We start from the raw sequence: 12,317 nt of genomic DNA, 5'->3' as shown, positions 1-12,317 counted from the left end.
GTCCCGGCGCCTGGCCCGGTGCTCCAGCTCCTCGACCTCGGTCAGCAGCTTGCGGTTGTCCGCGAAGAACTTGTGGTGGGTGCGCCAGTCGCCCTCGACGAGCGCGTTCCGGATGAACAGCTCGCGGGAGACCTCCGGGTCGATCCGCCCGAAGTTCACCTTGCGGTCGGCGACGATCGGGACGCCGTACAGCGTCACCTTCTCGAAGGCCATCACGGCCGCCTGGTCCTTCTCCCAGTGCGGCTCGCTGTACGTCTTCTTCACCAGGTGCTGCGCGAGCGGCTCGATCCACTCGGGCTCGATCCGGGCGTTGACCCGGGCCCAGAGCCGCGAGGTCTCCACCAGCTCGGCGGACATCACGAAGCGCGGGGGCTTCTTGAAGAGCGCGGAGCCGGGGAAGATCGCGAACTTGGCGTTCCGCGCACCCAGGTACTCGTTCCGGCCGCCTTCGCGGCGCGAGCCGTCCTTCGCCCCGTCCTTGGACTCCTTCACGTCCTTCAGACCGATGTGGGAGAGCAGGCCGGAGAGCAGGGAGACGTGCACGGACTGCTCCGGCGCGTCCTCCTCGTTCAGATGGATGCCCATCTGCTTGGCGACCGTCCGCAGCTGGGCGTAGATGTCCTGCCACTCGCGGATGCGCAGGAAGTTCAGGTACTCCTGCTTGCACATCCGGCGGAAGGACGAAGATCCGCGCTCCCTCTGCTGCTCGCGGACGTACCGCCACAGGTTGAGGAAGGCGAGGAAGTCGCTCGTCTCGTCCTTGAACCGGGCGTGCTGCTGGTCGGCCTGCGCCTGCTTGTCGGACGGCCGCTCGCGCGGGTCCTGGATGGACAGCGCCGCCGCGATCACCATGACCTCGCGGACACAGCCGTTCTTGTCGGCCTCCAGGACCATCCGGGCGAGCCGCGGGTCCACCGGCAGCTGGGACAGCTTCCGGCCCTGCTGCGTGAGCCGCTTCTTCGGGTCCTTCTCCGCCGGGTCGATCGCGCCGAGCTCCTGGAGGAGCTGCACGCCGTCCCGGATGTTCCGGTGGTCCGGCGGGTCGATGAAGGGGAACTTCTCGATGTCGCCGAGGCCGGCCGCGGTCATCTGGAGGATGACGGAGGCCAGGTTCGTACGGAGGATCTCCGCGTCCGTGAACTCCGGACGGGTGAGGAAGTCGTCCTCGGAGTAGAGGCGGATGCAGATGCCGTCGCTCGTACGGCCGCAGCGGCCCTTGCGCTGGTTGGCGCTGGCCTGGCTGACCGGCTCGATCGGGAGGCGCTGCACCTTGGTCCGGTGCGAGTAGCGCGAGATGCGGGCGGTGCCCGGGTCGATCACGTACTTGATGCCGGGGACGGTCAGGGAGGTCTCGGCGACGTTCGTCGCGAGGACGATCCGGCGGCCGGAGTGCGCCTGGAAGACCCGGTGCTGTTCGGCGTGCGAGAGCCGGGCGTAGAGCGGCAGGATCTCGGTGTTGAAGAGCTTCTTCTTGATCAGCGCGTCTGCCGTGTCGCGGATCTCCCGCTCGCCGGAGAGGAAGACCAGGACGTCGCCCGGTCCCTCCTTCTGCAGCTCGTCGACGGCGTCGCAGATCGCGGTGATCTGGTCCCGGTCGGACTCCTCGCCGTCCTCTTCGAGGAGCGGGCGATAGCGGACCTCGACCGGATACGTACGGCCGGAGACCTCGACGATCGGGGCGTCGCCGAAGTGGCGGGAGAAGCGCTCCGGGTCGATCGTCGCGGAGGTGATCACGACCTTGAGGTCGGGGCGCTTCGGCAGCAGCTGGGCCAGGTAGCCGAGCAGGAAGTCGATGTTGAGGGACCGCTCGTGGGCCTCGTCGATGATGATCGTGTCGTACGCGCGCAGCTCGCGGTCCGTCTGGATCTCGGCGAGCAGGATGCCGTCCGTCATCAGCTTCACGAAGGTCGCGTCCGGGTTCACCTGGTCGGTGAACCGGACCTTCCAGCCGACGGCCTCGCCCAGCGGGGTCTTCAGCTCCTCGGCGACGCGCTCGGCGACCGTGCGGGCGGCGATCCGGCGGGGCTGGGTGTGCCCGATCATGCCCCGGACGCCCCGGCCCAGCTCCAGACAGATCTTCGGGATCTGCGTGGTCTTTCCGGAACCCGTCTCACCGGCGACGATCACGACCTGGTGGTCGCGTATCGCCTCCAGGATCTCGTCCTTCTTCTGAGAGACGGGCAGCTGCTCGGGGTACGTGACCGCGGGCACGCGGGAGGCACGCCCGTCGGTGCGTTCCTTGGCCTTGGCCGCCTCTGCGGCGATCTCGTCCAGGACGGCCGCGCGGGCCTCGGGCTTGCGGATGCGGCGGGCGCCTTCGAGACGGCGGCCGAGCCGGTGCGAGTCCCGCAGCGAGACCTCGGCCAGGACGGACTGGAGGGCGGCGAAGGAAGTAGACATACGGGATCCAGGATCGCACCTGCGGACGAGAAGCGGCGAACCCATTTACGAGCGGCTTCCCGGAGGCCGGGTGCTTCCCGGGCCGGGTGCGAGGACTGCGTACTATTTCGGGCACGCCGACCGGACCGGAGAGGTTTCGCATGTTCCGCACCATCCGAGCGACGGCGGCGTTCGCCGCGTTGCTGGGGCTGGTGCTCGGCCTCCTGGGCTGCGGCGCTTCTTCGAGTACGGCTCCGGGGGCGGCCCCGGTCGTCCTGGGCGCCGCCGTGCCCGGCTGTGATCCCGGCCATCCCGCCGACGAGGGGGCCGCGGGCCCCGTCGTACCGCCGCGCGCGCACGGCTTCGCCGAGCTGTTGCCGGCCCTGGCCGCCGACCGGCTCCCGTGCGGGGTCCGGCAGCCGGACCAGGCCGATCCGGCCGCGTCGCCGGGGCGGGAGCCACCCGCGCGCGTACCGCCGTCCCACGTGGAGCTGTCGGTCCTGAGGGTGTAGACGGACGGCCGTCCTCCGCCGTCCGTCCCCTCTCCCGTCCTCAGGAGCGCTTCCGCATGTCCAAGTCCGCGTCCAAGTCCAAGCAGATCATGATCGTCTCCGCGGTGGCGGCCGTCGCCGTGCTGGCCGGCGTCGCCTCGTACACCGCCACCAGGCCCGCGTCCCCCGGCGCCTCCGGCTCCTCGTCCGTCGCCGAGGTCTCCGCCGACCCCTCCGCCGGCGTCTACGCCGACCTGGAGGCCTACGCCCGCCGCGACGCCTCCGACAAGCTCGCCCTCGGCCGCGCCGACGCGCCCGTCGTGCTCATCGAGTACGCCGACTTCAAATGCGGCTACTGCGGGAAGTTCGCCCGCGACACCGAGCCCGTCCTGGTGGAGAAGTACGTCGAGAAGGGCGTCCTGCGCATCGAGTGGCGGAACTTCCCGATCTTCGGCGAGGAGTCGGAGAACGCCGCCCGCGCCTCCTGGGCGGCCGGGCGGCAGGGCCGGTTCTGGGAGTTCCACAAGGCCGCCTACGCCGAGGGCGCCAAGGAGAAGGGCTTCGGCAAGGAGCGCCTCGCCGCCCTCGCGAAGGAGGCCGGCGTGTCCGACCTCGGCCGGTTCGCGAAGGACAGCGACAGCGCGGCGGCCCGGGAGGCCGTCGGCAAGGACCAGGAGCAGGGGTACGCGCTCGGCGCCACATCCACCCCGTCCTTCCTGATCAACGGCCGCCCGATCGCCGGAGCCCAGCCCCTGGAGACCTTCACGGAGGCCATCGAGGCGGCGGCGAAGACGGCCAAGGACCGCCCGTGACCTCCGGCATCGGCTACTTCGCCGCCTTCCTCGGCGGCCTCCTCGCCCTGCTCAGCCCGTGCAGCGCCCTGCTCCTGCCCGCCTTCTTCGCGTATTCGATCGACACGCGCGCGAAGCTCGTGGCCAGGACCGGCATCCTCTACGCGGGTCTGGCGACCACCCTGGTCCCGCTCGGCGCGGCCGGCTCCCTCGCGGGCCGGTTCTTCTACGGCCACCGGGACCTGCTCGTCACCGCCGGGGGCTGGCTGATCGTCGGGCTCGGCGTCCTCCAGATCCTCGGCCTCGGCTTCACCTCCCGCCGGATCGCCGAGGCGAGCGGCCGCATCCGGCCCACCTCGGCGCTCTCCGTCTACGCCCTCGGCCTGGTCTACGGCCTCGCCGGCTTCTGCGCGGGCCCGATCCTCGGCAGCGTCCTGACGGTGGCGGCGCTGAGCGGCAGCCCGGCGTACGGCGGACTGCTCCTCGCGGTGTACGCGCTCGGCATGGCCGTCCCGCTGTTCGTCCTGGCGCTGCTCTGGGACCGGTACGAGCTGGGCCGACGGCGCTGGCTGCGCGGCCGGCCGCTCCGTATCGGCCGCTTCGAGGTCCACTCCACCTCGCTGCTCTCGGGCCTCTTCTTCATCGCCCTCGGCACCCTCTTCCTCGTCTTCGACGGGACGACGGCGCTGCCGGGCCTGCTGTCGGTGGACGAGTCCTTCGCCGTGGAGGAGCGGGTGGCCGCGCTCGGCCGGTCGGTGCCGGACTGGGCGCTGCTCGTCGCGGTCGTGGCGGCGGTGGGCCTCGGGTTCGCGCTGCGGGGCCGCAGGGCGCGGCGGCGCGAGGAGGTCTGAGCGGTACGGGGAGGAGGACGGCGCCCTCCTCCCCGTACCGCCGCATTCCGGGACACGAAGAAGGCCCCGCTCTTTCGAACGGGGCCTTCTCTTTGTGGCTGGGGCCGGGGTCGAACCGGCGACCTATCGCTTTTCAGGCGATCGCTCGTACCAACTGAGCTACCCAGCCACGAGGTCGTCGCCGACCTCAGCGATCCTGACGGGACTTGAACCCGCGACCTCCACCTTGACAGGGTGGCGAGCTAACCAACTGCTCCACAGGACCTTGTTTTGTGTGCGATCACTAGTCTCGCACACGGTGATGCGTACCCCCAACGGGATGCGAACCCGAAATCGTCACCTTTCCGACCTGCGAAAACGCCGGAGAATCCGGATAAACGCCTCCCCGTTTCCATCGCCCGCCGTGGCTTCCTGCCCCCGGCCGCGGGCCGGTGTGACCCAGGGGCTCCGGAAAAGAAGCCGCGCCCCTGAAGGGCGGAACCTTCAGGGGCGCGGTCGGCATTCCGGGGAGGCTCCGCAGGCCTCACGGGTCAGCGCCGAAGGGCTTCCACCGGCTCGATGCGCGAGGCCCGCCAGGCCGGATAGAGGCCGGCCAGCACGCCGGTGACCAGCCCGATCAGCGGGGCGGCGGCGACGGTTGCGGGGTGCACGACCGGTGTCCAGTCCCGGACCAGAGCGACGGCGACCACCGTCACGGTGCCCAGGCTGGTGCCCACCAGGCCGCCGAGGGCGCCGAGGGCTCCGGACTCGGCCAGGAACTGGGCGGTGATGTGCCGGGCGCGGGCGCCCAAGGCGCGGCGCAGCCCGATCTCGCCGGTCCGCTCCAGCACCGCGACCAGGGTGGTGTTGGCGATGCCGACCGCGCCGATGACCAGGCAGATCCCGGCCAGCAGCAAAAAGAGCTGACTCAGGTCGGAGCCCACGGTGGAACGCAGGGTCTTGGGGTCCGGGGGCGGGATGGCCTTGAAGTACTCGGGGTGGTCGGGGCGCAGCGCGGTGGCCGCTTCGGTGGCGACCTGCTGGGCGGCGCCCAGTTCGGTGGCGATCAGCATGCTGGACTCGGTGGGGCCGGGAGCCCCCCAGATCTGCTCGGCGGTGGTGCGCGGGACGACGACGGAAAGCAGCAGGTCGGCCTTGCGCTCCACGTCGTCGACGATGCCGACGACGGTGAACGACTCTTCGCCGATGAACAGGGCGGGATGGGTCTCCAGGGTGGTGATGCCCAGTCGGCTCGCGGTTCCTGTGCCGATCACGGCGACCCGGCCGGCCTGGGCCATCCGCTCGTCGTACAGCCGCCCCTCGGCCAGGGTCGGCCCGGCGGCCTTCAGGACGCCGGGCGAGGCTGCGACGACGTCGATCCGCTCGCCTCCGGCATTGCCGCCGATGGGCGCGGAGCGGACGCTGCCCGCCCGGTCGTCCCGTACGGTCCAGTAGACCCCCGCGGCCTTGACCCCGTTCACCCTGCGCATCCGGGCGTCGGCGTCTGCGGGGAAGGCGGGCCCGGTGAGCTGGTCGGGGTCGCTCACCGTCTCCTCGATCGTCACCTCGGTGGCGGTCAGCGCATTGAACCGGGCGTCGATCTGGGACGAGGTGGTCGCGGTCAGCCCGAGGATCGCCACGAACGTGCCGACGCCGAGCACCGTGCCGAGCGCGGTCAGCGCGGAGCGGGCGGGCCGCTGCAGCATCCCGGCCGTGGCCTCGGCGAGCAGGTCGCGGGGGGCGAAGACGGAGGGGGTGACGCCGGCGGCGGCGCGTCCACGCCGGATGCGCAGCTTCACGCGGCCACCTGCTGCTCACGGAGGACACCGTCGCGGATGACCACGGTGCGGGCGCCACGGGCGGCCACCTCCGGATCGTGCGTGATCAGCAAGATGGTCATCCCATCGGCGTGCAGTTCGTCCAGCAGCCCGAGGACCGCCGCGGCGTTGGCGGTGTCGAGGTTGCCGGTGGGCTCGTCGCACAGCAGCAGAGAGGGGCCGGCGGCCAGGGCCCGGGCGATGGCGACGCGCTGGCGCTCACCGCCCGAGAGCCGGGTGGGCAGCGAGTCGATGCGGTGGCCGAGGCCTACGCGGACCAGGGCGTCGCGGGCGCGCGGGGCCCGCTCGGCGCGGGGGACGCCGTTGTAGACCATGGCCAGGGTGACGTTCTCCAGCGCCGAGCGGTGCGGCAGCAGGTGAAAGGACTGGAAGACGAAGCCGATGCGACGACCGCGCAGCGCGGTTCGGTCGGCGTCACACAGCGCGCCGGTGTCGTAGCCGTCGAGGAGGTACGTGCCCTGGGTGGGGGCGTCCAGTAGCCCGGCTATGTTGAGGAAGGTGGACTTGCCCGAGCCCGAAGGCCCGACGACGGTGACGAAATCCCCCGACTCGACGAGCAGTTCACACGGCTTGAGGGCGGGCACGGGCGGCGGCCCCGGATAGGTGAGGCCGACCTGGCGGAACTCGATGACCGGCGTCACTGCCCCACTGCGCCTTTCTTCACACCCGTGATGACCTCCTCGCCCGTGTTCAACCGGGCGGTCCCCACCGGCTCCACGGCAACGAAGCCGTCGCCCGCGGTGCCCGTGCGCACCTCCACCCGACGGTGCCTGCCGTCCGGCTGGAGCACCGTGACCGTGGTCCGACCGTCGGCGCCTGCGGTCAGTGCGGTGATGGGCACGACCAGCGCCTTGCCGTCGGTACGGGCCGCCTCGATGGTCAGCCGCACATCCTGCCCGGCCAACTGGGCGTCCAACGCCTTGTCCGGATCGACCCGCAGCAGATAGCCGCTCTGACCCGGCGCCGCCTGCGTCCCACCGCCCTGCTCGCCCTCGCCGCCGCCCCCATTGCCGCTGTCCGGCGCGGTCAGCGAATCGGCCAGCGAACCCACCTTCGCCTGCGCCTCGATGCCGGTGAGCTCCGAGTAGATCTGCACCCGCTGCCCCTTGTGCACCAGGCCCTTCTGGTGCTCCTGCAGATAGGCCTGTACCGCGAGCTTCCCGCCGGACACCGTCAGCACCGTTCCGTTCACGGGCGCACCCACCCGCCCCGGCACCGCATCCACCCGGGCGGGGAAGCCCTGGAGGAAGACCACTTCGCCGGCCGGCAGCCGAGGACCCGACGCGGCCCGCGCGGCAGCCAGATCGGCCTGCGCCTCCGCCAGGTCTTCCCGTGCGTACTGCACCGCACGCGCCGGCCCCTTGCCGTCGGTGCCCTTGACCCCGGTGTCCCCGGTCTTGGTGTCCCCGGCCTTGGTGTCCCCGGTCTGGGCGTCCTCGGCCTCCTCCACCGCTCGCTCAGCCGCCGTCACCGCGTCCTCGGCCGCCTTCAGCCCTGCCCCTTTGTCGTCCACGGCCGGCAGCGGGTCGTAACCTATCGCGGCGTAGAAGGCGTTGAGGGCGGCCTTGGTCCCCTCTCCGAAGGTCCCGGCGGTATCGCCGCCCGTGCTGTGGCCCAGGCCTTGCAGTGCCTTTTGCAGCTGCCGTACATCGTCGCCCTCCGCGCCGGGCTTGAGATCGCGGTAGACGGGTATCCGCCCGGGCAGGGCGAACACCGGTCGCCCCGAGACCTCGAGCAACACCTGCCCGGCCTTCAGCCGATCGCCCTGCTTGACCGGCAACTTGGTCACGACGGGTGCGGCACCGCCCTCCGCGGCGGCCACCTGTGGCGCCACATCCACACTCTGTCCGGCGACGACCTGCCCGCGCACGATGACCGACGACGTCAACACCCGGTGCTCCACGGGGGACGTCAACACCGACCGCTCGGGCGGCCCTGCCTCCGCCGCTGCCTGCGAAGGCGACTTGATCAGCGTGGACGCCACCACCCCGGCCCCCGCGAGCAGCACCGCCCCACCCGCGACAGCGGCGATCCAACGGCGCCTGCGCGCAAGCCCGCCGGCGGGACCTCCGTCTGCGGCGGCACTGTTCCCGACCTCCTGGGGCGTCGTGACAACGGGCTCGTCCCCAGCATCTGTCTGTGCGGTCACTTCATCACGTTTCCTCGTCGCACCCTGCAGGCCTGCTTCATCGTGTCCTGCCGGGGCCGGTCAGCCGCCGACGACGGGCTTGTCGCTCGTGCCAGGGCGGCACTTCTTCACGGCCGCGGTGAGGGCGTCCTTGTCGGGACCGTCGAGATCGGCCCTGTCGTACGTGGCGAAGCCCTCGGCCTTCATGCATGCGGCGAAGGCCGGGTCCGCCTCCGCCGCCCCACCTTCGCCCTCGGTGGTGTCCCGCGCGGGCAGGAGACCCGCGCACTTCCCCTCGGCCTTGGCCAGCGCCGCCTCGTTCCCGCCGTTCTTGACCACACGGAGCTCACCGTCGACGGCGGTCTCGATCTTGACCCCGTTCTTCTCCAGGCACCCGTAGTAGTCCCGTTCCGGGTCGCTCGCCGCCGAGGACTTCCCGGCCGCCGCGGGGCTCGCGCTGGAGCCACTCCCGCCGCCCGCGCCGTCCTCCTCGGCACCGCCGCATCCGACCAGGACCGTGGCTGCCAGCAATGCTGCGCACAGCGATCGTGTGACGCGGGTGGGGGAGGACATGAGGAGCTCCGCTTTGCTGAGAGGAGGGGGCGGCGTCGTTGCTCTGCGGCATGTCTCGCCCAGCCGTTTTCGGGCTCGTCCGCCGCAGAAGGGGACCGGCCGCGACTGACCCCACCACGTGGCGAGATCCACCGTCTACTGGCCCAAGGGACAGTAGACGGCGATCAACTGACGGTCTGTAATCGCACGGCACGTCGCACACTTGTGCGTAACAACGCTTCTGCAGCAAGGAGTTCTGTTCATGAACAACCTCGCCCGCCGCGTAGCCACGGTCGCGCTGGCCGCCTCCGCCCTCGGCAGCTTCGGTCTGGCCACCGCCGGCACGGCGGCGGCCACGTCGGTCGCCTACGACGGCTACCTGGACCCGGAAGAGATGGGTTTCTACTACAACTCGGACCAGGGCGGCTGCGTCTTCGACCTGTACGACAAGGACCAGGACTTCAACAACAACAACTTCAAGGCTTACCCGAGCACTGCCTCGTGCAACGGCAAGGGACAGGTGGTCGGCAACAACACCGCCTCCTACAAGAACCGCACCGGCGAGTCCTGGTACGTCCACACCGGCCCCAACAGCGGCGGCACGTACCACGGCGAAATCCCCGCCTATTACGTCGGGAACGCGAGCGTCAACTTCAAGAACAACATCGAGTCGGCCTGCTACATCGTCGAGTACTGCGCCCCCTACTAGGCCGCACCGGGCGGCACGCGCCCGTCTCTCTCACCGCCCGCTGTCCCGCTCGCCGTTATCGTGCGGGACAGCGGGTTCCCCACGCTACCCGCACCACGACCGCGAGGATCCCCGCCATGGCTCTCCCAGCCCGACTTCTGGCCGCCGTCTGTCTGGTGGGCGCCGCCGCCCTGACCCTCAGCAGCTGCACGGGCGAGGAGACCGCAGCCGACGACGCGGGAAAGGAACCGGCCATCGGCAGCATCGAGAAATTGAGCAGCACCGAAGGCCTTGAGTTCCCCATCGCGGCATACGAGACCACCTCCGATCAGCAGTATCAGGTGAAGAAGGCCCAGAATCGTCTGATCGATCAATGCATGAAGCGCTTCGGCTTCGAGTACGCCCCCCCGGCCCCGCAGCCTCCGAGCCGGGACGACTCGAAATCACGGATCTTCGGGCTGGCCAGTGCGGAGGATGCCGCCCGGTTCGGCTACGCGAGCCCTCGCCGGGCAACCGACCCGGCAGCCGCCAAGAGGCAGCAGCTGCCCCCTCTCAGCAGGACCGGCCAGACGGTGCTCAACGGGGTGGACCTGGTCGCCGAGGCCGAGGCGAAGAAGAAGGGCAAGACGGCTGCCCCCGCCAACGAACCCAAGTCGCAGGCCGAGGCGGAGAAGGCGCCGGGCAGCGGCATCATGGTCAACGGCCGGGAAGTGCCCGTCGGCGGCTGCGGTCGCGAGTCGGCTCTGAAGCTGTACGCCCCGAATCCGGGCTCCGTCGACATTCTCTTCGTCTTCAATCTGGGTGCTCAGGCCGAGTCCAAGGCGCTGGAGGACTCCAGGGTGAGGGAGGCCACGGCCAAGTGGTCGCAGTGCATGGCTGATTCCGGCTTCACCACCTCCAGTCCCGACAGCGTCCAGTCGGACCTGGGACTGGAACAAGGCGGGCTCTCCAGCCCCAGGGCCATCACCATCGCCAAGGCGGACGTCGCCTGCAAGACCCGGGTCAACTACATCGGCACCCGCTACGCCGTACAGAGCGCGTACGAGAAGCTTCTGGTGGAAGAGAACGCCGAGACCCTCGCCCTGTTCCGGCAACAGACCCAGGACCGGCTCCGCCTCGCAGCGCAACTCAACGGCTGATCGGGTCAGTTACGATTCAGCCGCATCAGGATTGTGCGGGACCTGACAACCCGTGCGGCTGTTGGACCCCGGGGGGGATTCATGCGTTCTGTTGAACAGCTGGACGGGGACTGCTTGCCGGATGGGGACGTCGGCACCCCGGCGGCCGCGGACTTACTCATCCACGCGCTCGCCCTCGATCCCCCCCTCACCGAGACCGAGGAGAAAGTCCTCGACCTGCTGCGGGGTGGGCCGAGCAATGCGGAGATCGCCGCCCATCTGGGCATCACGCCCCGTACCGTGAAGTTCCACGTGTCGAACCTCCGGGTGAAGCACGGCGGGCTCTCCCGCCTCCAGCTCTGCCTGCTGGCCACGTTGCGCCGGCTGGACCCCGTGGCGGCCGGGGCCGCCGTGGGACCGACCGATCGGAATTGAGCAACGGGGTCCGCAGCGTGTGACACGTTCGGCGCCGATGGGCGTCCGGCGCCGTCACCGGCCGGTGCACGGCGGTGCCGGCCACAGGCCCCCAGCCGGCGATGAGGGCGTACCGCACCGGTTCGTGAACGGGGGCGGTGGAGCGCGAGGGGCTGGAGCCTAAGGCGGGGCGGGAGCCCCGACGCCCGGCCGTGAACCGGCGCGAGCGGGCGGACACCACTCGGGCGCAACGAAAACGCCCCGGACGGCATGTCCGGGGCGCATTCGATGCAGTGGCTGGGGCCGGGGTCGAACCGGCGACCTATCGCTTTTCAGGCGATCGCTCGTACCAACTGAGCTACCCAGCCACGAAGCTGTTTCCAGCTTCAGCGACTCTGACGGGACTTGAACCCGCGACCTCCACCTTGACAGGGTGGCGAGCTAACCAACTGCTCCACAGAGCCATCTGGTGTGCGATACGAGTATCGCACGGGTGTTGCGTGCCCCCAACGGGATTCGAACCCGTGCTACCGCCTTGAAAGGGCGGCGTCCTGGGCCACTAGACGATGAGGGCGTGTAGCCTGTACTGCTCTGCTTCGTCCGTGCGTCCCAGGGACGTGAGAAGCATGTGACTCCGCTTCCCCCAGAGGGTTCGGCTTCTCCTCGGCTCTTTGTGGAGCTTTGGACGGTCAAGCCCTGACCGGCGCCCTTGGGCACGACCAGACTGTACTACGGCCGCTGGACCTGGACCAAACCGAATGTGCGCGGGGGGAGAATGGGACCGTGCTGGAGATGACGCGCGAGGAGTTCGAGGAGCTTGTCGCCGAGGCCCTGGACCGGATCCCGCCGGAGCTGACACGGCTGATGGACAACGTCGCCGTGTTCGTCGAGGACGAGCCCTCCCCGGAGGACCCCGAGCTGCTCGGGCTCTACGAGGGGACGCCGCTGACCGAGCGCGGCGAGTGGTACGCCGGGGTGCTGCCCGACCGGATCACGATCTACCGGGGGCCGACGCTGCGGATGTGCGAGTCGCGCGAGGACGTGGTCGCGGAGACCGAGATCACCGTCGTGCACGAGATCGCCCACCA

Annotated in this window: 12 protein-coding genes and 5 tRNA genes; 7 read left to right on the top strand and 10 right to left on the bottom strand. The window is 70.3% G+C overall.

Features of this window, described 5'->3' with window-relative positions:
- The coding region (gene hrpA, locus CCN56_RS12265; protein ID WP_086826404.1) for an ATP-dependent RNA helicase HrpA at nucleotides 1-2,400 on the bottom strand (2,400 nt) is incomplete at its 3' end.
- A 140-nt stretch (nucleotides 2,401-2,540) separates the two neighbouring features.
- Here hrpA and CCN56_RS12260 point away from each other — a divergent pair.
- The 3 genes from CCN56_RS12260 to CCN56_RS12250 are packed head-to-tail and all read left to right on the top strand — an operon-like array spanning nucleotide 2,541 to nucleotide 4,512.
- The gene (locus CCN56_RS12260) at nucleotides 2,541-2,891 is read left to right on the top strand and encodes a hypothetical protein (protein WP_086826402.1); all 351 of its coding nucleotides are present in this window, start codon (nucleotides 2,541-2,543) and stop codon (nucleotides 2,889-2,891) included.
- A 56-nt stretch (nucleotides 2,892-2,947) separates the two neighbouring features.
- Nucleotides 2,948-3,682: a thioredoxin domain-containing protein gene (locus tag CCN56_RS12255; RefSeq protein WP_086826400.1), complete on the top strand. Its 735-nt coding sequence runs from the start codon at nucleotides 2,948-2,950 to the stop codon at nucleotides 3,680-3,682.
- On the top strand, nucleotides 3,679-4,512 hold the full coding sequence (locus tag CCN56_RS12250; RefSeq protein ID WP_086826398.1) for a cytochrome c biogenesis CcdA family protein: 834 nt from the start codon (nucleotides 3,679-3,681) through the stop codon (nucleotides 4,510-4,512). The genes CCN56_RS12255 and CCN56_RS12250 overlap by 4 nt, the downstream gene beginning before the upstream one ends.
- Nucleotides 4,513-4,607: 95 nt before the next feature.
- Here CCN56_RS12250 and CCN56_RS12245 read toward each other — a convergent pair.
- The 6 genes from CCN56_RS12245 to CCN56_RS12220 all read right to left on the bottom strand — a co-directional run bounded on the left by CCN56_RS12245 (nucleotide 4,608) and on the right by CCN56_RS12220 (nucleotide 9,030).
- Nucleotides 4,608-4,681: transfer RNA gene (locus CCN56_RS12245), tRNA-Phe, on the bottom strand.
- A 22-nt stretch (nucleotides 4,682-4,703) separates the two neighbouring features.
- Nucleotides 4,704-4,777, bottom strand: a tRNA-Asp gene (locus tag CCN56_RS12240).
- 265 nt (nucleotides 4,778-5,042) lie between these two features.
- Nucleotides 5,043-6,284, bottom strand: a complete 1,242-nt coding sequence (locus tag CCN56_RS12235) for an ABC transporter permease (protein ID WP_256961932.1) — start codon at nucleotides 6,282-6,284, stop codon at nucleotides 5,043-5,045.
- A gap of 2 nt (nucleotides 6,285-6,286) precedes the next feature.
- Nucleotides 6,287-6,970, bottom strand: coding sequence for an ABC transporter ATP-binding protein (locus tag CCN56_RS12230; protein ID WP_086826396.1), 684 nt, complete (start codon nucleotides 6,968-6,970; stop codon nucleotides 6,287-6,289).
- On the bottom strand, nucleotides 6,967-8,337 hold the full coding sequence (locus CCN56_RS12225; RefSeq protein ID WP_256961931.1) for a peptidoglycan-binding protein: 1,371 nt from the start codon (nucleotides 8,335-8,337) through the stop codon (nucleotides 6,967-6,969). The genes CCN56_RS12230 and CCN56_RS12225 overlap by 4 nt, the downstream gene beginning before the upstream one ends.
- 201 nt (nucleotides 8,338-8,538) lie before the next feature.
- Complete coding sequence (locus tag CCN56_RS12220) at nucleotides 8,539-9,030, bottom strand: hypothetical protein (RefSeq protein WP_143664503.1); 492 nt, start codon at nucleotides 9,028-9,030, stop codon at nucleotides 8,539-8,541.
- Between the two features lie 241 nt (nucleotides 9,031-9,271).
- On the opposite strand from CCN56_RS12220, the gene CCN56_RS12215 reads away from it, so the two are divergent.
- From CCN56_RS12215 to CCN56_RS12205, 3 genes are all read left to right on the top strand, one after another.
- Nucleotides 9,272-9,718, top strand: a complete 447-nt coding sequence (locus tag CCN56_RS12215; protein WP_086826393.1) for a hypothetical protein — start codon at nucleotides 9,272-9,274, stop codon at nucleotides 9,716-9,718.
- 116 nt (nucleotides 9,719-9,834) lie between these two features.
- Nucleotides 9,835-10,836, top strand: coding sequence for a hypothetical protein (locus CCN56_RS12210; RefSeq protein WP_086826391.1), 1,002 nt, complete (start codon nucleotides 9,835-9,837; stop codon nucleotides 10,834-10,836).
- 81 nt (nucleotides 10,837-10,917) lie between these two features.
- Complete coding sequence (locus CCN56_RS12205) at nucleotides 10,918-11,250, top strand: helix-turn-helix transcriptional regulator (RefSeq protein ID WP_086826389.1); 333 nt, start codon at nucleotides 10,918-10,920, stop codon at nucleotides 11,248-11,250.
- A gap of 273 nt (nucleotides 11,251-11,523) precedes the next feature.
- On the opposite strand, the gene CCN56_RS12200 is transcribed toward CCN56_RS12205, so the two are convergent.
- The 3 genes from CCN56_RS12200 to CCN56_RS12190 form a co-directional block, all read right to left on the bottom strand.
- Nucleotides 11,524-11,597, bottom strand: a tRNA-Phe gene (locus CCN56_RS12200).
- Between the two features lie 22 nt (nucleotides 11,598-11,619).
- Nucleotides 11,620-11,693, bottom strand: a tRNA-Asp gene (locus CCN56_RS12195).
- Nucleotides 11,694-11,730: 37 nt separating this feature from the next.
- Nucleotides 11,731-11,803: transfer RNA gene (locus CCN56_RS12190), tRNA-Glu, on the bottom strand.
- 209 nt (nucleotides 11,804-12,012) lie between these two features.
- Between CCN56_RS12190 and CCN56_RS12185 the strand changes: the two genes are divergently transcribed.
- The coding region (locus CCN56_RS12185; RefSeq protein ID WP_179199816.1) for a metallopeptidase family protein at nucleotides 12,013-12,317 on the top strand (305 nt) is incomplete at its 3' end.

The sequence above is a fragment of the Streptomyces sp. NRRL B-24572 genome (assembly GCF_002156145.1).
Classification (GTDB): Bacteria; Actinomycetota; Actinomycetes; order Streptomycetales; family Streptomycetaceae; genus Streptomyces; species Streptomyces vietnamensis.
The sequence above is the reverse complement of the archived record's forward strand: the minus strand, read 5'-3'. Positions and strand labels throughout refer to the sequence as shown.